Annotated in this window: 16 protein-coding genes; 15 read left to right on the top strand and 1 reads right to left on the bottom strand. The window is 51.6% G+C overall.

Features of this window, described 5'->3' with window-relative positions; translation table 11 throughout:
* Window positions 1-78 precede the first annotated feature (78 nt).
* From glgP to KKH67_01790, 3 genes are all read left to right on the top strand, one after another.
* The gene (gene glgP / locus KKH67_01780; protein MBU1317903.1) at window positions 79-2,664 is read left to right on the top strand and encodes an alpha-glucan family phosphorylase; all 2,586 of its coding nucleotides are present in this window, start codon (window positions 79-81) and stop codon (window positions 2,662-2,664) included.
* A 168-nt stretch (window positions 2,665-2,832) separates the two neighbouring features.
* On the top strand, window positions 2,833-4,971 hold the full coding sequence (locus KKH67_01785) for a prolyl oligopeptidase family serine peptidase (protein MBU1317904.1): 2,139 nt from the start codon (window positions 2,833-2,835) through the stop codon (window positions 4,969-4,971).
* A 384-nt stretch (window positions 4,972-5,355) separates the two neighbouring features.
* Window positions 5,356-7,383, top strand: a complete 2,028-nt coding sequence (locus KKH67_01790) for a S9 family peptidase (protein ID MBU1317905.1) — start codon at window positions 5,356-5,358, stop codon at window positions 7,381-7,383.
* Between the two features lie 300 nt (window positions 7,384-7,683).
* Here the strand turns inward: KKH67_01790 and KKH67_01795 are convergent, their stop codons facing one another.
* The gene (locus KKH67_01795) at window positions 7,684-8,457 is read right to left on the bottom strand and encodes a hypothetical protein (GenBank protein ID MBU1317906.1); all 774 of its coding nucleotides are present in this window, start codon (window positions 8,455-8,457) and stop codon (window positions 7,684-7,686) included.
* Between the two features lie 425 nt (window positions 8,458-8,882).
* On the opposite strand from KKH67_01795, the gene trpE reads away from it, so the two are divergent.
* Genes trpE through KKH67_01855 form a run of 12 tightly spaced genes read left to right on the top strand, consistent with a single transcriptional unit; the run spans window position 8,883 to window position 19,588 of the window.
* Window positions 8,883-10,349 (top strand): anthranilate synthase component I, encoded by a 1,467-nt coding sequence (gene trpE, locus KKH67_01800; GenBank protein MBU1317907.1) that lies wholly within the window; start codon window positions 8,883-8,885, stop codon window positions 10,347-10,349.
* Window positions 10,349-10,915, top strand: a complete 567-nt coding sequence (locus KKH67_01805) for an aminodeoxychorismate/anthranilate synthase component II (GenBank protein ID MBU1317908.1) — start codon at window positions 10,349-10,351, stop codon at window positions 10,913-10,915. The genes trpE and KKH67_01805 overlap by 1 nt, the downstream gene beginning before the upstream one ends.
* A 3-nt stretch (window positions 10,916-10,918) precedes the next feature.
* Window positions 10,919-11,938 carry an anthranilate phosphoribosyltransferase gene (gene trpD / locus KKH67_01810; GenBank protein MBU1317909.1) on the top strand — a complete coding sequence of 340 codons (1,020 nt, stop codon included), beginning with the start codon at window positions 10,919-10,921 and terminating at the stop codon, window positions 11,936-11,938.
* The gene (gene trpC / locus KKH67_01815; protein MBU1317910.1) at window positions 11,931-12,710 is read left to right on the top strand and encodes an indole-3-glycerol phosphate synthase TrpC; all 780 of its coding nucleotides are present in this window, start codon (window positions 11,931-11,933) and stop codon (window positions 12,708-12,710) included. Before trpD ends, trpC begins: the two co-directional genes overlap by 8 nt.
* Window positions 12,695-13,294: a phosphoribosylanthranilate isomerase gene (locus KKH67_01820; GenBank protein MBU1317911.1), complete on the top strand. Its 600-nt coding sequence runs from the start codon at window positions 12,695-12,697 to the stop codon at window positions 13,292-13,294. Before trpC ends, KKH67_01820 begins: the two co-directional genes overlap by 16 nt.
* The gene (gene trpB, locus KKH67_01825; protein ID MBU1317912.1) at window positions 13,282-14,472 is read left to right on the top strand and encodes a tryptophan synthase subunit beta; all 1,191 of its coding nucleotides are present in this window, start codon (window positions 13,282-13,284) and stop codon (window positions 14,470-14,472) included. Before KKH67_01820 ends, trpB begins: the two co-directional genes overlap by 13 nt.
* The gene (gene trpA, locus KKH67_01830; protein ID MBU1317913.1) at window positions 14,450-15,250 is read left to right on the top strand and encodes a tryptophan synthase subunit alpha; all 801 of its coding nucleotides are present in this window, start codon (window positions 14,450-14,452) and stop codon (window positions 15,248-15,250) included. Before trpB ends, trpA begins: the two co-directional genes overlap by 23 nt.
* Window positions 15,247-15,618, top strand: a complete 372-nt coding sequence (gene aroH / locus KKH67_01835) for a chorismate mutase (protein MBU1317914.1) — start codon at window positions 15,247-15,249, stop codon at window positions 15,616-15,618. Before trpA ends, aroH begins: the two co-directional genes overlap by 4 nt.
* Window positions 15,618-16,631 carry a 3-deoxy-7-phosphoheptulonate synthase gene (aroF, locus tag KKH67_01840; GenBank protein ID MBU1317915.1) on the top strand — a complete coding sequence of 338 codons (1,014 nt, stop codon included), beginning with the start codon at window positions 15,618-15,620 and terminating at the stop codon, window positions 16,629-16,631. Before aroH ends, aroF begins: the two co-directional genes overlap by 1 nt.
* The gene (locus KKH67_01845) at window positions 16,631-17,515 is read left to right on the top strand and encodes a prephenate dehydrogenase (protein MBU1317916.1); all 885 of its coding nucleotides are present in this window, start codon (window positions 16,631-16,633) and stop codon (window positions 17,513-17,515) included. The genes aroF and KKH67_01845 overlap by 1 nt, the downstream gene beginning before the upstream one ends.
* Window positions 17,493-18,758: a 3-phosphoshikimate 1-carboxyvinyltransferase gene (gene aroA / locus KKH67_01850; GenBank protein MBU1317917.1), complete on the top strand. Its 1,266-nt coding sequence runs from the start codon at window positions 17,493-17,495 to the stop codon at window positions 18,756-18,758. Before KKH67_01845 ends, aroA begins: the two co-directional genes overlap by 23 nt.
* Complete coding sequence (locus KKH67_01855) at window positions 18,758-19,588, top strand: shikimate dehydrogenase (protein MBU1317918.1); 831 nt, start codon at window positions 18,758-18,760, stop codon at window positions 19,586-19,588. The genes aroA and KKH67_01855 overlap by 1 nt, the downstream gene beginning before the upstream one ends.
* The last annotated feature ends 10 nt before the right edge of the window (window positions 19,589-19,598 follow it).

Raw genomic sequence — 19,598 nt, forward strand, 5'->3', positions numbered from 1 at the left:
GTACGAAACAAAGCAGCTTGGGAAATGGCAGCTTACGGCCGATAGCAGATAAGATGACCATTACACGCGGGTAAGAATATGAGTGACAGTTTCATCAGAGCAATAAAGACATTCCAGGTACATCCGACGCTTCCCGATACGTTGCAGGATCTAAAGAAAATCGCTTTCAACGTCTGGTGGAGTTGGAATCATGACGCAATAGGCCTTTTTCGTCGTCTCGACCGAAACCTGTGGGAGAGCACAGGCCACAATCCTGTGTTGTTGCTGGGATCAATAGAGCAAGCCAAGCTCCAACAGGCGGCGGCCGACGAGGGTTTCATAGCGCACCTCGAACGAGTCTCTCAGGATCTGGATAAATATGTTTCAGGTGCGGGATGGTTCGGCAAGACACAGTTCATGAGCGATCAGCCGGTCATTGCGTACTTCTCGGCAGAATTCGGGTTGACAGAATGCCTTCAGAGCTATTCGGGCGGACTCGGCATACTTGCAGGCGATCACATCAAATCTGCCAGCGACCTCGGAGTCCCTCTGGTCGGTGTCGGGCTGCTATATCAACAGGGGTACTTCCAACAATATCTGAATAACGACGGATGGCAACAGGAATTCTATCCCGAAAACGACTTTTACAACCTGCCTTTGACGCGCATTGACGATGATAAGGGCAAGCCTGTAACCTTATCGATCGCGTTTCCCGGCCGCAACGTTCTTGCGTATATCTGGAGAGTCCAGGTTGGCAGGATTAGCGTCTATCTTCTGGACACCGACGTGCCACAGAATTCGCCTGAAGACCGCGCGATTGCAAGCCAGTTGTACGGAGGCGATGTTGAAACGCGGATCAAGCAGGAAATCGTGCTGGGAATCGGCGGCATGTTGGCTCTGGATGCGCTCGGGATCAATCCAACAGTCTGCCATATGAACGAAGGTCATTCCGCATTCCTGGCGCTTGAGAGAATGCGCCGCTGGATTCAGGTGGACAATATCTCCACCTTTGAAGCCATCATGCTATCGAGACAGAGCACCGTGTTCACTTCGCACACTCCCGTTCCGGCAGGTATCGACGAATTCCCGGAACTGTTGATGCAGCGTTATTTCAAACAGTACTATCCACAGTTGAAGATGTCCTGGCCCGAATTTCTCGCACTCGGACAGTCAGCGGATTCAGGCACCACTCCTCAGCCTTTTAACATGGCCTATCTTGCGCTGAGACTTTCATCGTATATCAACGGTGTCTCAAAGCTTCACGGTGAAGTAACGAGGAAGATGTGGCAGAAATTCTGGCAGAAGGTCCCCATGGACGAGATACCGATTGGGCACGTTACCAACGGCATCCATACTAATTCGTGGATTTCCGCGGAAATCTCCGTGCTCTTTGACAGATATTTGGGACCGTCATGGAATATTGGCACCGCCGATCACAGTGTCTGGGCCAGAATCTCTGAGATCCCTGACGAGGAGCTCTGGCGAGTACACGAGAGAAGGCGTGAGAGACTGGTCGCATTCACCCGGAGAAGACTGCGCGAGCAGGTGAAACGTCGTGGAGGACTCAGTTGGGAGATGAAGGCTGCTCAGGAAGCGCTCAATTCGGAGACCTTGACTATAGGATTTGCAAGACGATTTGCGACATACAAGAGAGGCACTCTGCTTTTCAAGGATCTCGACCGGCTCATCAAGATATTGACCGACTCGGATCGCCCCGTTCAGCTCATCTTCGCAGGCAAGGCTCACCCACGTGACAACGACGGTAAAGACCTCATCAAAGAAATTATACACATGGCAAGACGGGAAGAGCTGCGGCACCGGATTGTGTTCCTTGAGAACTACGATATCGCCCTGGCGCGCTATCTTGTTCAGGGTACCGATATCTGGCTCAACACGCCACGCCGTCCGATGGAGGCATCAGGGACATCCGGAATGAAAGTCGTCTTTAATGGCGGCATCAATCTGAGCATACCGGATGGATGGTGGGCAGAAGCATACACTCCCGATGTCGGATGGGCGATAGGACGCGGCGAAGAGTATGCGGACCTCAGGTATCAGGACTGGGTTGAAGCGAACGCGCTGTACGATGTGCTCGAAAAGGAAGTCGTCCCACTGTATTATGATCGGGGACCCGACAGTCTGCCGCGCGGATGGATTGCCAAGATGAAGGAATCGATGCGCCAACTCTGCCCCGTTTACAATACGGGCAGGATGGTGCAGAATTATGCCGAATCGTTCTATCTGCCGGCCTACCGCCAGTCCAATATCCTGAATAAGGACGATCGAAAAGAGCTCAAAGCGCTCTCCTTATGGCGATCGAATCTGAAAGAGAAATGGAAAGACGTAAAGATCCTTGAAGTAAACCCCAAAATTCCGGACAAGACTGAAGTTGGATCAGAATTGGAAGTGGAGGTTGGAGTGCATCTCGGCGATCTGCTGCCATCTGACGTTCTGGTCGAAATGTATTTTGGGCGTGCCGGCTATGGTGAAGCAATGAGTGACGCTGAGGCAATACAACTCGACTTCACCGGAGATGAGCGCGAAGGGATTTATGTATTCCGAGGCAAAGTGCGCTTTGCCAAATCGGGCAAACACGGTTTTTCTGTTCGGATAATCCCTTTCCACAGAAGCCTTGTCAATCGTTTTGAGCTCGGCATTGTCTCCTGGGCTGACAACCCGGTATAGAGCTGTTCTGTCACATTTCTCAGCCCGTGACTTTGCTTTCGCGGGCCGTTCCGTTTGATTGCTGACGCATTAATGCTTTCGGTTCCTCCTCGATCACCTTATATTCTTCAAATTGATTAACGTAACCACACTCCAGCGTCGGGAGATTTCGCGATGAAAACACTCGGTATGTCGACCAGGCTAACCCTGCTACTTCTCACCTCTCTGATCTACCTTTCCTGTGGCGGGGAGTCAAATCCAAAGGATCGTGCAGTCGCTGAAGCGAAATATCCACCCACGCAGATGAAGGACGCTGTCGATACACTTCACGGCACCGTCATTACAGATCCCTACCGCTGGCTGGAAGATGGAGAATCAGAACAAGTCATCAAGTGGACGATAGCGCAAAACAACTACACGCGTGATGTTCTGAATGCAATCCCGATCAGAGATCAACTCCAATTCGAGCTGAAAGAGGCAATGATGATCGGCGATGTGTCCGCGCCCCGCATATATGGCAGCAGATACTTCTATACCAAGCGCAGCGAGACACAGGATCAGGCGGTACTATACATGAAGATCGGGAAGAACGGCGACCCTGTCGCGCTCATCGATCCGAATGCCATGAGTGCGCACGCGATTGTGTCTCTCGACTGGTTTTTCCCATCGCACGATGGCAAGTTGGTTGCCTATGGGCTCTCCTCCGGCGGTGACGAGCAAAGCACGCTTGCAGTTCTCAACACTGATGACCTCAAGCATACATCCGACACAATACCGCGAACATCGGCCGCAAGTCTTGCCTGGTTGCCCGACAACTCTGGGTTCTACTATACTCGCTATCCGACGAAGGGTGAAGTCCCCGAGGGCGAGGAAGTATACCACCGCCACGTGTTCCTCCACATGCTCGGAGAGGATCCCGCAGACGACAATAAGATATTCGGCGATGGGTTCGATATGCAGGATTGGACTGATGTACTGCTTTCCGAGTCTGGTCGTTACCTGATCGTGTATGTTTTCAAGGGCTGGAGCAAATCGGAATTATATCTAAGAGACCTCAGCACTGATCGTGGCTTCGTTCCGCTGGCGAAAGGCGTGGAAGCTCACTTCAGGCCTTCGTTTCTCGGCGATGATCTGTATGTTCGAACGAATCTCAACGCCTCCAATTTCCGCGTGTTGAAAGCGGACTTCGGCGGTGACGATGTGACGAGTTGGAAGGAAATCGTGCCGGAGCAGGAGAATTCGATGCTGGAATCATTCGGAGTGGCCGCTGATCGTCTGGTTCTCAGCTACCTGCATGATGTTTCTTCGCAACTGAGACTCTACAACCCTCGGGACAATTCGACTGCCGAGATTGAACTTCCCGGCATTGGATCGGTCAGTCAGACTTATGGAGAGATCCATGGCAGGGAAATATTCTTCGATTATGAGTCGTTCTTTGTTCCGACTACGATCTTCGCATGCGATGTCACATCGGGCGAGATAGCAGTGTACGACAGTGTCGAAGCCGAGGCAAACCCCGAACTCTTCACCACGAAATTCGTCAAATACCGCTCCAAGGACAGTACTGAAATCTCTATGTTTGTGGTTCACAAGAAGGACCTCAAACTCGATGGCACCAATCCAACTCTGCTGACCGGCTACGGCGGGTTCAGTCATTCCGAAACACCCTATTTCTCGGCCACACGGCTAATCTGGCTCAATAGCGGCGGAGTATATGCGCTGCCACATCTGAGGGGCGGTGCGGAGTACGGAGAAGAATGGCACAAAGGCGGGATGCTTGACAAGAAGCAGAACACTTTTGATGACTTCATCGCAGCTGCTGAGTACTTGATAGAGCAGAGTTACACAAGCAACAGCAAGCTCGCAATCTGGGGTGGATCGAACGGTGGCCTGCTTGTCGGCGCCGTTGAAACACAGCGTCCCGACCTGTTCAAAGTTGTCATCTGCAGCAATCCGCTGCTCGATATGGTCAGATATCACCAATTCCTGATAGCGCGGCTATGGATTCCGGAATACGGTTCGGCTGATGATCCGGACCAGTTCGATTTTATATATGCCTATTCGCCGTATCACCATGTGGTGGATGGAACTGCCTATCCGGCGACTCTGGTACTTACGTCAGACTCGGATTCGCGCGTCGATCCACTGCACGCTCGAAAGATGGTCGCAAGGCTGCAGGCGGCCAATGCCTCCGAACATCCGCAGCTTCTCAGATTCGAATTCGAAGCGGGGCATGGGCAGGGAATGCCGATGTGGAAACGAACTGAGCAATACACCGACATCTACTCATTCATCTTCTGGCAGCTCGGAATGAAGCTGGCGGAGTGATATGTCCGGGCGTCAGGAAGTGATTCCAAATGGTGCAAGCAAAGGCTGCGCCTCAGCGCATCCTGACAGGATAGCAGGAGCATAGCTCCTGCGAGCACTTCCATAGCGCTGCAGGAATTCTCTCATCCCGCGGGCAGGAATCCTTTCATCCCGCGGGCAGGAATTCTTTCATCCCGCGGGCAGGAATCCTTTCCTGCACGATTTATTCACATGTCGTATCACAGAGCCGTCGGGATAGGAATGCTAACGGCGTACGGAATGAGCATCAAAAGATGGGCCGCACACCTTCAATGATTACGCACGACTTAACTTTTTGGTTGTCAAAAGGTCAGTTCTTCCCTACAATTTCCGTGTACTCTGATATCGATAACGAAAGGATAGATCATGCATAGGATCATCTATTACTGGTTCATTTTCTCTCTCGTAGCAGGATCCACAGCTCCGGGTGCGAAGATCACTTTCGATGATCTCTACAGTGTACCCTCAATTGGGGATTTGCAGATATCCCCCGATGGCGAGCGCATTGCGTTCACATTGACCGAGAATGATTTGCAGACAGATGAGTCTCAGCAGCATATATGGGTCATGGGCAGTGACGGTTCTAATCTCAGACAGTTGACAAGCTCTATTGACGGCGAATCTCACCCTCGTTGGTCGCCCGATGGAAAGTCCCTGGCATTCCATGCAGACAGTGGAGATGGAAGCCAGGTGTGGTTTCTCACTCTTGAAGACCGTAAAACAAAGAAGATTACTTCCATCTCGACTGGAGCTGAGAATCTGGTATGGTCGCCGGATGGGCAGAAGATTGCGTTCAGCTCGCTCGTGTTTCCTGAGTGCCGTGACGATGACTGCAATCGTTCAAGGCTTGAAGAGAAAGATAACAATCCGGTCAAAGCAAGGCTCTACGATCATTTGATGTTCCGTCACTACAATTACTGGTTCGACGGTATGGTCGACCGGATATTTGTACATGACACAAAGGCCGATCAGACACGACAACTAACATTCACTCACGACAACGCACCGATATCGCCAATCGGAGGTCATTACGGTTTTGCTTTCTCTCCCGACGGTACTGAACTCTGTTATGAAGCCAATACTGATTCGATTCCTGCGCTCTCGACCAACAGCGATCTTTTCACGATACCTGTGATTGGCGGTGAACCGGTCAGGATCACGACCGGCAAGGGATCAGACTTCGCAGCGCAGTATTCCCCCGATGCCAAGTATATCGCTTACCTCTCGATGGCGCGTGCAGGCTATGAGTCGGACCAGTCTGACCTCGTTCTCTATGACCGGCAAACGGGCTCGCATACGAATCTCACCGAGGATTTCGACCAATCCGTACGAGGTCAGCGCTGGCACCCTAATATGAGACACATCTATTTCGTCGCTATCGAGCATGGATTCCAGTGTGTTTGGCGAATAGATGTCAAATCGCGTAAGGTCGAAAAGTTACTTGACGATGCCGTGTACGGCGGATTCGTAATTTCGCCCGATGGCCGCTATCTTGTGGTCACGCGCTCACTGTCGAATCAGCCCTATGAAATTCATCGCTATGAAATTGCGTCAAGAAAACTGACTCGCCTGACGCATTTCAATGACGAGATGGTCAGCAGGCTCGACATGAACCGTGCGGAAGATTTCTGGTTCGAGGGCTTCAACGGCGATTCCGTGCATGGATTCCTCACCCTGCCGCCTGACTTCGATCCAAACACCAGCTACCCGCTCGCGCTATTGATTCACGGTGGTCCGCAATGGTGCTGGCTCGGCGATTTCAACTACTACGGCTGGAACACGCAACTTGTCGCTGCACAGGGTTACATTGTGGCACAGATCGACCCGCACGGCAGCGCTGGCTATGGCCTTAGATTCAAAGAGCATGTTTCCGGCAATTGGGGCAGAGGAGACTATGAGGATTTGATGCTCGGTGTTGACTATCTGATTGCGACTCACTCCTACATCGACTCCACAAGAATGGCAGCTCTCGGCAGATCGTTCGGCGGTTTCATGGTCAACTGGATTTGTGGACACACAGATCGATTCAAATGCCTGATCTGCATTGATGGGACATTCAACCACATCGCCGGTTACGGCTCAACCGATGAGCTGTGGTTCCCTGAATGGGATTTCAAGGGAACTCCCTGGACAAATCGCAAGGAGTATATAAGGTCATCACCGGCGACATATGTCGAGAATTTCAAAACACCGACCATGGTGATTCACGGAGAAAGAGACTATCGTGTCGATCCGAGCGAGGCGTTTCAGATGTTCACATCGCTACAGAGGATGGGTGTGCCATCGCAGCTTCTGTTCTATCCCGACGAAGGCCACTCGATCGGAAAGCTGAAGAACCTTCGGCACGTCTACGAGAAGCAGTTCGAGTGGCTGGCGAGGTGGCTGAATGACTGACAGTTCTCTGACGTGACTTGAGCAGATCGTTATGATCAATCAGTCCTTTCTGTCCCCCTCTCCGCCCGGCGTTTGTCCGTGAGCCTTCAGCAGCGCAAGGCTGGAGTCGATCCATTGGAATATCGAATCGCGCTCGCTGTCAGATGGCGCGTTACGATCGCTAACTGCTTGCTTCGCATCATTAGCTCCCCCTTATCGACTGGGGAATTCAAGCAACTGATAGTCCCTGTGATTTGAATTCGAATTAGAAAACCGGCCCCATATCGGAGCCGGTTCATATATCAAACAAGAATTCACATTCTAATTGCCTGGCTTCTTGAGAGGCTGACCCTTCAAAGAATCCGGAACAGGCATCATCCTCGTCGGCACCGAAGCGGAGTCAGGCATCACAAAGAGAGACTCGTCAACTTTCTGGTTAACCGAAATTGAGTCGAACGTGACCATCATACGGCCCTGGGCGGACACTGTCCTCAGCTTGAAAGGATAAACATAGCCATCGATTGTCTTGAAGTCCTCGAAGAACTGCTCCACCGGACCCTCGGGAGTGTCCACTTCTGTCTTCACCATGTAATATGTATCTTTGTCATAGTAGGAATAATTCGAATCACCGGTGGACTGCATAAAGAGCATTTTGTAGCAGTCGACACCCTTTACAGGCTCTTCAGCGACGAATTCATACTTGCCGCCGCGTTCAGTGAATCCTACCAGCGGCTCAATGCGAGTCTGTTCGAGCCGTTTTTGGAGCTCTTCTCCATCATACGTCTTGAAGCCCATCGGGCTGGTCGACCATACGTGCTTGCCGTCGCAGCCTTCATTAACTTCAAACATCGGGGATGTAATTTGAAGCAGGTGAAAATTCGGGGCTTTCTTGGTGATTACGATATCACCGGTCATTCCGCCCATGTTGATCTTGCCGGACATCCTTAGAGACTGCAGAGCCTCCAGGTTCTTCATGCCACCCATCGCCGCGATATGCTTGTTGTATATCTCATCCGCATCGGCAGCTATGAGGATTACGCTGAACGCCAGTGTCAACAATAACACAATTGCCGTAACAGCCGTCGCTTTCTTCATTGTGACTCCTTTCTACGGTTTTTAGTTGTTACAATCCGCCAAATATATGGTTTCAGCCCCGATTGTCCATGAATTTCTTGTGGACCCATGCAAGTCTCTGTGTCGGGGAGCACATCCGCATTTCCAGCGCTCATTGCCTCTGCACCCGCTGCCAGGATGGCCATTCACTCCAACGGGACCTCACGGCACTCAGAATAACCTTGACAGTTTGACTCTTGTTATTATATTTACTGCATGACAAGAGATATCTCATTCGGACCGCTATTCACCGAGCCTGCCCACAAGTTACAGTACTATTACTGGCGCTGGTGCATGCTCCCGACTATGATCGGATAGTGGCTGTTTGAGAACGTAAGTCAAAAGAAGATAAAGTTTTAAGCTCACTATCCGATGAAGATAGTGAGCTTTTTTCATAGGTGATATCGATGAATCTACTCGAAATTTTGAAAGAACCGGAATCAGGAAAGCCGATAGAGCTGGATCCAACAGTTCTGGAGCTGCCGGGCGATTTGGAAACGCCTGTCTCAGCCTATCTGAAGCTGGAGTCAGTTGGTGCGAAATTCCTCCTCGAGAGCGCGGAGAGTCCCAAATCGGTCGGTCGGTATACATTCATCGGGATTTCCCCCACTCACAGGATCGACATCCTTCGTGATTGCTGTCGAATCGAAGGGCGTGACGGCAAGCTGGATATCCCTCATGCATCGGATGATGCGCCTTTCACGGCGCTACGGCAAATTCTGGCGAGGATATCGATTTCCCGGGATGTGCCGGAGATGCGGCTTCTAGGCGGACTGGTCGGATATGCAGGCTACAACTGCGTCAGCTTCTTCGAACCGAGAATACCATTTCCTGACAACCGTGATGAGGTGCTCGGATCGTTCTATCTGGTCGACACTCTGCTGGTCTTCGATCATTTCAGCCGCAGAATCAAAGTGATTTCTCTCACCGAGAGCGGGAATGAAGATTCTCTGAGGCGCTCGAAAGAGCTGATCGACAAAATCAGTGCAGCCCTTCACGGTCCGGTGCGCATTCCTCAGACAATGGCTATGGCCGCTAATTCCGAATTTGTGCCGAACATGAAGCGGGATGAATTCGAAAATATGGTCGAGGAAGCGCGGAAGAACATCTTTGCAGGCAATGTCTTTCAGATCGTAACGTCTCAGGTTTTCTCGGGTGAAACGGGAGCCGACAGTTTCCAAATATACCGCGCCCTGCGAATGCTGAATCCGTCGCCCTACATGTTCTATCTGAAATTTGATGATCTTGACTTGATAGGGTCCTCTCCAGAAGCGCTGGTGAAGCTCGAGGATGGACGTGCAATCCTGAGACCGATAGCAGGAACTCGCCGTCGTGGCCACACCGAAGAAGAGGACGCAATGATGTCCGAAGAGCTCGCCAAAGATGAGAAAGAACTGGCTGAGCACGTTATGCTGGTCGACCTCGGGAGAAACGACCTCGGTAGAATCTGCAAATACGGCTCGGTCACAGTACCTGAATTCAAGAAGCTGGAATACTACTCGCATGTCATCCACCTGACATCGACTGTAACGGGTAAGCTCAGGGACGACGCCGATCAATTCGATCTCTTTCGCGCGGCGTTTCCCGCAGGCACTGTCACCGGTGCGCCAAAAGTGCGCGCAATGGAGCTAATCAATGAATTCGAGCCAACAAAGAGAGGCCCCTACGCCGGAAGTGTCGGCTACTTCTCACTGTCGGGCAATCTCGATATGTGCATTGCCATTCGTACAATTATCAAACGAGGCCGTCAGGTCAGCCTTCAGGCTGGAGCCGGCATAGTCGCGGACTCGGTGCCAAACCTGGAATACAAGGAGACCCTGAATAAAATAGCAGCGATCAAGGAAGCTATCAGAATCGCAGAGGAGGGTTTCTGATGATCCTCTTCATCGACAATTACGATTCATTCGTATATAATCTTGTGCAGTATGTCGGTGCCGTAACTCCCGACCTGCAAATCGCCCGAAACGACCAGATCACTATTGAAGAAATCGAGAATCTCAAGCCCGACAAGATCGTCATATCGCCCGGACCGGGTCATCCGAGTGAAGCCGGAATTTCCAACGATGTTATCAAGAGGTTCTACAAAGAAATCCCAATTCTCGGCATCTGCCTTGGGCATCAGGCAATCGGGCACAGTTTCGGCGCAAAGGTCGATCTCGCTGAGCGACTCCTGCATGGAAAAACATCGCCCATATACCACCGCGAAACCGGTATCCTGCGTGGCCTCCCAAATCCGTTCCTCGCCACGCGATATCATTCGCTGGCGGTAATCGAGGAGACTCTGCCGAAAGAACTCGAATCTATGGCATACACCTCCGACGGTGAGATTATGGGACTGCGGCACGTAGAATATCCATTGTTTGGATTGCAGTTCCATCCGGAGTCGATTCTCACAACCGATGGAAAACAGATTATCGCAAACTTCCTGAACTGGGTATGATATATGGCCGACGAGTACCTTAAGAAAATTGTGAATGGCGAAGACCTGAGCCAGGGAGAATCTCGCGAGATGATGCTGGCCGTAGGAAGAGGCGAGTACACTCCTGTTCATGTCGCCGCAATATTGACCGCCCTGAAGGTTAAGGGTGAGACCGTAGCCGAGATCGCCGGATGCGCAGCGGCGTTTCGAGAGCTTGCAGTGCGCGTTCCGCACGGAATCGCGAAGGAAGTCTTCGACTGCTGCGGCACTGGCGGCGACTGCGCCGGTACATTCAACATTTCCACGGCGGCGGCATTGGTAACAGCTGCGATGGGTGTTGCTACCGCGAAGCACGGAAATCGCGCGGTATCCTCTAAATCGGGGAGTGCGGATGTAATCGAAGCACTCGGCATTGGAATCGACATGAGCGCTGAAGATGCGGCGCGATGCCTCGAGCAAACAGACTTCTGCTTTCTCTTTGCACCGAATTTCCATCCCGCCATGAAGCATGTCGCCCCGGTTCGACGTGAACTGGGGATCCCAACTCTGTTCAATCTGCTTGGGCCACTCTTGAATCCAGCGGGATGCACGCATCAGATAATCGGCACACCCGACTGCAGCAGAGCGGGAATAATCGCCGAGGCTGCACATCTGATGGGACTGAAAAACGTGATGTCCTTCCATAACGATTTAGGCATCGATGAGATGATAGATGGTTCTGAGTGCTGTATACACAGAACGAGACGAGATGGAGTCGACATGCGAACGCTGCAAATCAGCAACGGAAGCAGATCCAATATCAAAGGGCTGAAAGGCGGCGGACCGGAGGAAAACGCGGCAATAATCATGAGCATATTAGAAGGTGAAAACTCGATTCGCAGCAACACTGTCGCACTGAATGCAGCCATCGGACTAGTCGAAATCGGCAGATTCGCTAATCTCGATGATGCAAGGGAAGCTTGCGCAGAAGCATTGAAATCGGGTAAAGTCCTGCAGAAGCTCAACGAGATCAGAGAATTCACCGGGGGAGCAAGTAATGCTTAGTGAACTTGCACAACACACAAGAGAACGGTGGCAGAGTGTCGACAGGAAGGCGCTGACCGAAAAATACACCCGAATGATAGAATCAGTACGCGCTCCACGATCATTGATACAGGAGATTCAGAAGGATCAGATGCTATCGTTTCTGTTCGAAATAAAACGAAAGTCGCCTTCGAAAGGGGAAATGAACTCCACGATCAATCCGGTCCGGCAGGCGCTTCTATATCAAGAGTATCACGCGGCTGGCGTATCGGTTATCACCGAAGAGAAGCACTTTGGTGGTTCGCTTGATGATCTGAGTGAAGTATCCGCTACGGTGGACATCCCGGTTCTGAGAAAAGATTTTGTAATTGACAAACTTCAGGTTCTTGAGGCACGCGCCCATGGTGCAGACGTGATTTTGCTGATAGTGAAACTGCTGGCTGAGGAGACGGCGGACTACCTGCGTCTCTGCGCTGAATATGGTCTGGAAGCGATAGTGGAGATACATTCTGAAGATGAGCTGCAGATTGCCCGTACCGCCGGAGCAAAGATCATCGGCATCAACAATCGCAATCTGGATACACTTGAAATCGATCTGGACACGACCGCGAAGCTTCTTCCGAAAATTCCCGCAGGCCACATCGTGATATCGGAATCCGGAATCACCGACAGGAAATCAGTCGACAGCATGAGAGTGCTCGGTGTTGATGCTGTCCTCATCGGATCTGTGCTTTCACTCGCCGAATCTGTCGAAGCGAAACTCGAGGAATTGACTGAATGTCGACGCAGATAAAAATATGCGGCATCACGAAGTCGATCGATGCAGAGAAATGTCTCGAATGCGGAGTCGATTTCATCGGCATGGTTTTCGCAGAATCCCCGCGTCAGGTCTCTATCGAGAATGCTCTTACGATATCGAAAAAGATGTATGGCAAGATCCCGATTGTCGGCGTATTCGATCACTATGATCCGAACACCGTAAACAGTGTAACGTCCAGAGTGAAGCTTGACTATCTGCAAGTTTACTATCATCCTGACAACGGACGGCTGCCGACGCCTCCCATCCCGCTCATCTCGTCCATCTGGATGGATCAGAGCGAACTCAAGCTGCCGCCATATCCGTGCAGATATCTCTTACTCGATTTCAAAAAGCTCGGAAGCATCGATGGTCTGTCTGACGAGGACTGGACTCGAGTGAATGAGAAATATGACGTATTCCTCGCGGGAGGCATCGCTCCGGATAATGTTGCAGGCATAACAGAATACTATAAACCTTACGGAATCGACTCGGCACGCGGCACTGAATCAGCGCCCGGGGTGAAGGATCATGCGAAGATCGAACAGCTTGTAGAAAGAGTCAGGGAATGTTCAAAGTAGATAAGCGTGGGTACTACGGTGAATTTGGCGGCCGTTTTGTTCCGGAGACGCTTATGCCCGCCCTCCACGAGCTGGAGACAGCTTTCCAGAAGTACTGGAAAAACAGAGAGTTCAAAGCTGAATTCAGGATGCTGCTGCGCGATTTCTCCGGACGCCCGACGCCGCTCTATCATGCGAGAAACCTCTCCGCGAAGTGGGGAGCGACCATCTTTCTGAAGAGGGAAGATCTCAACCACACAGGCGCGCACAAGATCAACAACACAATAGGTCAGGCTTTGCTGGCAAGGCACCTCGGCAAAAAGCGTATCATAGCAGAGACCGGTGCCGGTCAGCACGGAACAGCTACGGCTGCAACATGTGCCCTGATGGGACTGAAATGCACCGTATATATGGGTCGACATGATGCCGAGAGACAGCATCCCAATCTTCTCAGAATGCGAATGCTCGGCGCAGAGGTGATTGAGGTCAATGAGGGTACGGCTACACTTAAGGATGCAACCACTGCCGCCATACAGGACTGGGTGACTAACGTGCGCACGACTCACTATATCATAGGCTCCACTGTTGGACCGCACCCGTTTCCGGATATTGTCCGGAAATTTCAGTCGGTCATCGGTGACGAGACCAAGAAGCAAATAATCGCGAAATCGGGGCGCCTGCCTGACCATATAGTAGCATGTGTCGGAGGTGGATCGAACGCAATTGGCATCTTCAACGCATTTCTGGATGATGCGAATGTGTCGCTTACCGGTGTGGAATCGGCGGGATGTGGACTGTCGTCGGGCAGGCATGCGGCTACCCTGCTGAGGGGAAGCCCGGGCGTGCTGCACGGATCGTACAGCTATTTGCTTCAGGATCGGGAAGGCCAGGTTCTCTTGACCGAGACACTATCAGCCGGTCTCGACTATCCGGGCGTGGGGCCCGTGCACAGCTATCTCAAAGATCAGAAACGTGTTGACTACAAGACTGTCACGGACAAAGAGGCGGTAGCCGCATTCGGTGAGCTCAGCCGTCTCGAAGGCATAATTCCAGCACTTGAATCGAGCTTCGCGCTCGCATACGCTAAGAAGATGAGCAGGAAGCTGGAAAAGAACGATATCGTGATCGTGAATCTCTCCGGTCGCGGCGACAAAGACCTGGAAAGCATAAGTGCGTATGAGCAGAAGCATCACAAGTAGTCTTACTGAGCTGCAGTCGAACGGCAAGAAGGCGCTGATTCCGTACCTCACGTGCGGTTACCCGTCATCCGACGATTTCATCGAATACGCCGCTCTACTCGAAGCCACCGGTGCAGATATGCTCGAAATCGGTTTCCCACATTCCGATCCGATGGCGGATGGTCCGACGATCAAGTACACATCCCACCAGGCACTCTCAAACGGAATGAATGGGAAAAAGATGTTCTCAGCAATCGAAAAGGTTGCTTCTCGAACGTCAATACCCCTGATTGCAATGAGCTATATCAACACGATCATGAAGCCGGGAATAGAGAGCTTTGTTGGGCGTTGCAAAGACGCAGGAATCACCGGCATCATCATCCCCGATCTGACACTGGAAGAGAAAAACCGAGTAGTAGGCGCATTCAGGAAGAGTGGGATTCAGACGATATTTCTCGTGGCACCGACAACATCGTCTGAAAGGATCAAACAGATAGCCAGTGCATCATCTGGCTTTCTATACCTCGTCTCAGTCACCGGGATCACCGGCGCAAGGAGAGTGCTTCCTAAAGAGACGGAACTGTTCATATCCAGAGCGCGTGCACTCTGCCCTATCCCCGTCTGTGTAGGATTCGGAATATCGAACGGAAGGATTGCGCGGAGAATGAGCCGGGCATCAGATGGTGTAATCGTAGGCAGCGCTCTTCTGGATTGTATCAGATACGCGACTGGAAAGCGCAATGCAAGAAGAGATCTTTCGTCGCTCATGACCGATCTTAGAAAAGGACTGGATTTATGAAAGTCCGAGGAATACGCGGGGCAAACGTCGCAAAAGCTAACACCCGTGAGGCAATATACGAAGCAACCAGCGAACTCATTCAGGCAATAATCGAGGCAAACGAGATTGAACCGGAGGAGATCGCGTCCATCTTTCTGACTGCGACGAGAGATTTGGATGCAGATTTCCCGGCTTACGCTGTGCGCGATCTTGGATACAGCTCCATACCTCTGCTCTGCGCAAGTGAGATAGATGTCAAAGGAGCAATGAAATCTCTAATCAGGATTCTTATACATGCTAACACCAACAAGAATCAGAATGAGATCAGGCATGTTTATCTTGGGGGGTCCGATAAGCTGCGACCCGATCTTTTTGGGAGTGACGGATGATGATTGTTGTCATGAGAAAGGACGCCACCCTCAAACAGATCGGTAGCGTCATAAAGACGATCGAGGAACTTGGTTTCAGGCCGCATATGTCTGAGGGTGAGGAAAAGACTATCATCGGCGTGATCGGTGATGAGAGGAAAGTATCCAAAGATGCACTTGCAGTTCTGCCCGGCGTAGAAAGCGTCGTTCCGATTCTCAAACCGTTCAAGCTGGCATCGCGCGAATTCAAACCGGACAAGACAGTCGTCAAGCTCAACGGCGCTGAAATCGGCGGCGAGCGCATATCCGTCATTGCGGGACCCTGTGCAATCGAGACTTACGATCAGGTACTGGAGGCTGCGAAGTCGGCCAAACGGGCGGGTGCGCAGATATTGCGCGGAGGAGCTTTCAAACCGAGAACATCGCCATACAGCTTCCAGGGGCTCGGAGAAGAAGGGCTCAAAATACTCAAGTCAGTCGGTGAGAAAGTCGGCCTTCCCGTTATAACCGAGGTCATGACGCCGGAATTGGCGGACCTGATAGCAGACTATGTCGACATTCTGCAGGTCGGCGCGAGGAACATGCAGAATTTCGCGTTGCTCGAAAAAGTAGGCAAGATATCGAAGCCGATTCTTTTGAAGCGAGGTATGATGTCGACTATCGAGGAGCTCCTGATGTCGGCGGAATACATCATGGCCAATGGGAATCGTAATGTGATACTCTGTGAGCGTGGAATCAGGACTTTCGAGAAGTACACGAGAAATACTCTCGATATGTCGGCTGTTCCCGTAATTCAGAAGCTCTCGCATTTGCCTGTGATCGTCGATCCATCGCACGCCACCGGTGAAAGGTATATGATAGCGCCCCTTTCGTTCGGAGCGATTGCCTCTGGCGCTGACGGCCTCATGATCGAGATTCATCCCGACCCGGACAAAGCCCTCTGCGACGGATACCAGAGTTTGCCCCTCCCACAGTTTGAAGAAATGATGGCTCAGCTGGCAGCAGTTGCGGCTTCGGTTAACAGGAAGATTTGATGGGAAGTCGATTTTCTCGTGTGGGAATAGCCGGGCTGGGCCAGATAGGCGGTTCAATGGCGCTGGCCTTCAGATTGAACCAAGCTCCATACTCTGTTTCGGGCTTCGACATCGATGATCGACTGATACTGGCAGCCAAACGCAGGCGGATGATCTCAGACGGTTTCGATTCCGCTGTTGATTTAATAGAAAATGTTGATATACTTATTGTGGCTTTGCCGATGTTCGCTATTCATCAGTTGCTCAGAGAGAACCGCAAGGCTCTCGACTCAAAGATTCTGGTGATGGACACCGGCAGCACAATGCAGGACGTGATCAAGACAGCGGAAAACTTGAAGATGACGAATTTTGTCGGAGGACATCCATACGCAGGGACGGAGATGATCGCTCCAGCGGCCTGGAACGGAAAGATGTTCGACAACCAGGCTTTTTTTCTGTCGAAGCCTGCGAAGTGTGGCAAGAAGGCGTACGATAGGGCGCTTTCGTTAGTGCGCAATATTGGCGCCATCCCACAAGATATCGACCGGGAAGATCATGACCGCATGTTTGCATTCGCATCCGGCCTGCCGCATATAATCGCGTATGCGCTTGTGGCCTCACAGGCTGACGCAAGGCGCAGGAAGAAGATCGATTGGGATTTCCTGGCACATAGCTTTGCATCCACAACCAGAGTCGCTAAATCATCTCCTCAGCCTGTAGCACAATTCTTGTGGCAAAACCGCAAGCATCTGAAAAGAGAAATTGCTATATTCAAGCGTAAGCTTGAGGAGTTCTCCGAGCATCTGTCACAGGACACCATTGAAGAGTTCCTGTCGGAGATATCTTATTTGAAACAAATGAAGGACAATCTGGAGCGAACAGATGGCCCAATTACTTCGCGGTAGAGTTAACCTGCCAGGCGATAAGTCGATTTCGCATCGCGCAGTGCTGCTCTCTTCGATTTCGGAAGGTAACTGCACAATTCGCAATCTTGCGACCGGAAAGGACCTGGGATCGACGGTAGACGCTGTCAGACAGCTTGGCGTAGAGATTTCGGAGTCAGAACCGTCGGTGCTCCAGATATCCGGCGTCGGTATGAACAATTTCGTGAAGCCGGAAGGGAAACTTAATTGTGGTAATGCCGGCACTTCACTCAGGCTGCTTCTGGGATTGCTTGCCGGATCAAACATATCCGCGAAGCTCGACGGCGACAGTTCACTAAGGAAACGACCGGTTAATCGCGTCGCTATTCCACTCCGACATATGGGTGCGGATATTGAGACAACGGACCGCGGCACATGTCCGGTCACGGTAATCGGTAAGCGGCTCTCAGGGATAGGATATGCGCTGCCTGTGGCGTCGGCTCAGGTCAAATCGGCTATTTTGCTGGCGGCGCTTTCCGCTTCAGGCGAAACTGAGATCGTAGAACCGACCCCCACTCGGGATCACACGGAAAGAATGCTGATATCTCTCGGTGTACCGCTGACCACTTCGGACTGCACCGTATCTACCGGACCAGCTTCGCGGATTCCTGCTTTCGATATAGACATCCCCGGTGATATATCATCCGCTGCGTTCGTTGTCTTGCCGGCACTTCTGCTTCCCAACTCGGAAATCGTCCTTGAAAACGTATGCCTCAATCCGACAAGATGCGGTTATCTGCAGATACTCCGCCGGATGGGGGCTGACATTGCTACCGACGAGATTGCGATCAAGCGCGGCGAGCCGGTTGGAAAGCTGTTCGTGCGGGCATCGAGGATGCACTCATCTCGATGTGACGATATACCGGTGGCTACGTTTATTGATGAAGTTCCGATTCTGGCACTCGCCGCAACACAAGCCGACGGCGTCACACGAATATCAAGACTCGGTGAACTGAGAGTGAAGGAATCTGACAGGCTTTCCGGAATTGTCACGGTGCTCGGCTCAGCCGGTGCGAAAATACAGGTTGAAGAAGACGACCTTGTGATTTGCGGCCCCACTAAGCTCTTCCCGCCGGATGTAGGTCCGCAGCACGATCACAGGATGGCGATGCTCGTCGAGACTATTAATCTGATCTCAGAGGGTCAACTCACTGATAGCTATGCCGATGCTATCTCGATATCCTTTCCGGAGTATTACGAGGTCATGAAGAGCCTGCTTGACTGATGACTAGGCAAGAAGCAAAGATTTTCGGAATTCTCGGAGGCGGTATCTCTTACTCACTATCTCCGCAGATATTCAGGATTCTATTTGACAAGTTCGGACTGCCTCATGGCTACTACCTATTCGACATTGCAGAAAAGAACCCAGGGAAATTCATCGAGTCTGCGAAACTGCTCGGTGTCTCCGGATTCAATGTCACAGTGCCGTTCAAATGCAGCATCATGTCGCATCTGGACACACTCCACAGAACGGCCTCGGACAGCCACTCAGTCAATCTTGTCAAAGCCCACAATGGCTCTCTGACAGGCTACAACACTGACATATTCGGGATCCGTGAGGTCTTTCGGGAGATGGGGCTTTCGGCATGTGCAAACAAGCGCATTCTGATAATAGGTGCCGGCGGCACAGGCCGAACCGCACTCAGGTTTTTTCAATCCAAGCGGGCCAGGAACATCACAATCGTTAATCGTAGCAGGAGACGACTGGGCAGTTTGCTGCAGGCCTTTGGATTTGATGGTTCTTCCGGGACGGTTCGTGCATACGAATCCTCGCGCCTGAAGACGAAGCTAGGCGACGCTGAGTGGGACATCGTGTTCAACGCAACACCCGTTCCGACCGAACAGATCATCCCGTCATCCTCATTCAGCCCGGACTCGGTGATATTTGAGGCGGCATATCGGAGTAATCGAAGATCGTCGCTCGCAGATAGAACAGTTGGCGGAATTGACATGTTAATATATCAAGCCCTGAGAGGGTTCGAAATATTTACAGCTTCGAAAATCAAAGATTACGACGCTTTGAAGACGGAGATCAAACGCAGCGTCGCTAAATGAACTGAGACTA

The organism is Candidatus Zixiibacteriota bacterium, from assembly GCA_018820315.1.
In the GTDB taxonomy this organism is placed as follows: domain Bacteria; phylum Zixibacteria; class MSB-5A5; order JAABVY01; family JAHJOQ01; genus JAHJOQ01.

Excerpts from the sequence above, each read along its gene's own strand:
- KKH67_01845 (MBU1317916.1), top strand. The coding sequence starts at position 16,631 with ATGGGAAGTCGATTTTCTCGTGTGGGAATAGCCGGGCTGGGCCAGATA.
- trpC (MBU1317910.1), top strand. The coding sequence starts at position 11,931 with ATGCTTAGTGAACTTGCACAACACACAAGAGAACGGTGGCAGAGTGTC.
- trpA (MBU1317913.1), top strand. The coding sequence starts at position 14,450 with ATGAGCAGAAGCATCACAAGTAGTCTTACTGAGCTGCAGTCGAACGGC.
- KKH67_01785 (MBU1317904.1), top strand. The coding sequence starts at position 2,833 with ATGTCGACCAGGCTAACCCTGCTACTTCTCACCTCTCTGATCTACCTT.
- KKH67_01805 (MBU1317908.1), top strand. The coding sequence starts at position 10,349 with ATGATCCTCTTCATCGACAATTACGATTCATTCGTATATAATCTTGTG.
- aroA (MBU1317917.1), top strand. The coding sequence starts at position 17,493 with ATGGCCCAATTACTTCGCGGTAGAGTTAACCTGCCAGGCGATAAGTCG.
- KKH67_01855 (MBU1317918.1), top strand. The coding sequence starts at position 18,758 with ATGACTAGGCAAGAAGCAAAGATTTTCGGAATTCTCGGAGGCGGTATC.
- glgP (MBU1317903.1), top strand. The coding sequence starts at position 79 with ATGAGTGACAGTTTCATCAGAGCAATAAAGACATTCCAGGTACATCCG.
- KKH67_01820 (MBU1317911.1), top strand. The coding sequence starts at position 12,695 with ATGTCGACGCAGATAAAAATATGCGGCATCACGAAGTCGATCGATGCA.
- trpB (MBU1317912.1), top strand. The coding sequence starts at position 13,282 with ATGTTCAAAGTAGATAAGCGTGGGTACTACGGTGAATTTGGCGGCCGT.
- aroF (MBU1317915.1), top strand. The coding sequence starts at position 15,618 with ATGATTGTTGTCATGAGAAAGGACGCCACCCTCAAACAGATCGGTAGC.
- KKH67_01795 (MBU1317906.1), bottom strand. The coding sequence starts at position 8,457 with ATGAAGAAAGCGACGGCTGTTACGGCAATTGTGTTATTGTTGACACTG.
- trpD (MBU1317909.1), top strand. The coding sequence starts at position 10,919 with ATGGCCGACGAGTACCTTAAGAAAATTGTGAATGGCGAAGACCTGAGC.
- aroH (MBU1317914.1), top strand. The coding sequence starts at position 15,247 with ATGAAAGTCCGAGGAATACGCGGGGCAAACGTCGCAAAAGCTAACACC.
- KKH67_01790 (MBU1317905.1), top strand. The coding sequence starts at position 5,356 with ATGCATAGGATCATCTATTACTGGTTCATTTTCTCTCTCGTAGCAGGA.
- trpE (MBU1317907.1), top strand. The coding sequence starts at position 8,883 with ATGAATCTACTCGAAATTTTGAAAGAACCGGAATCAGGAAAGCCGATA.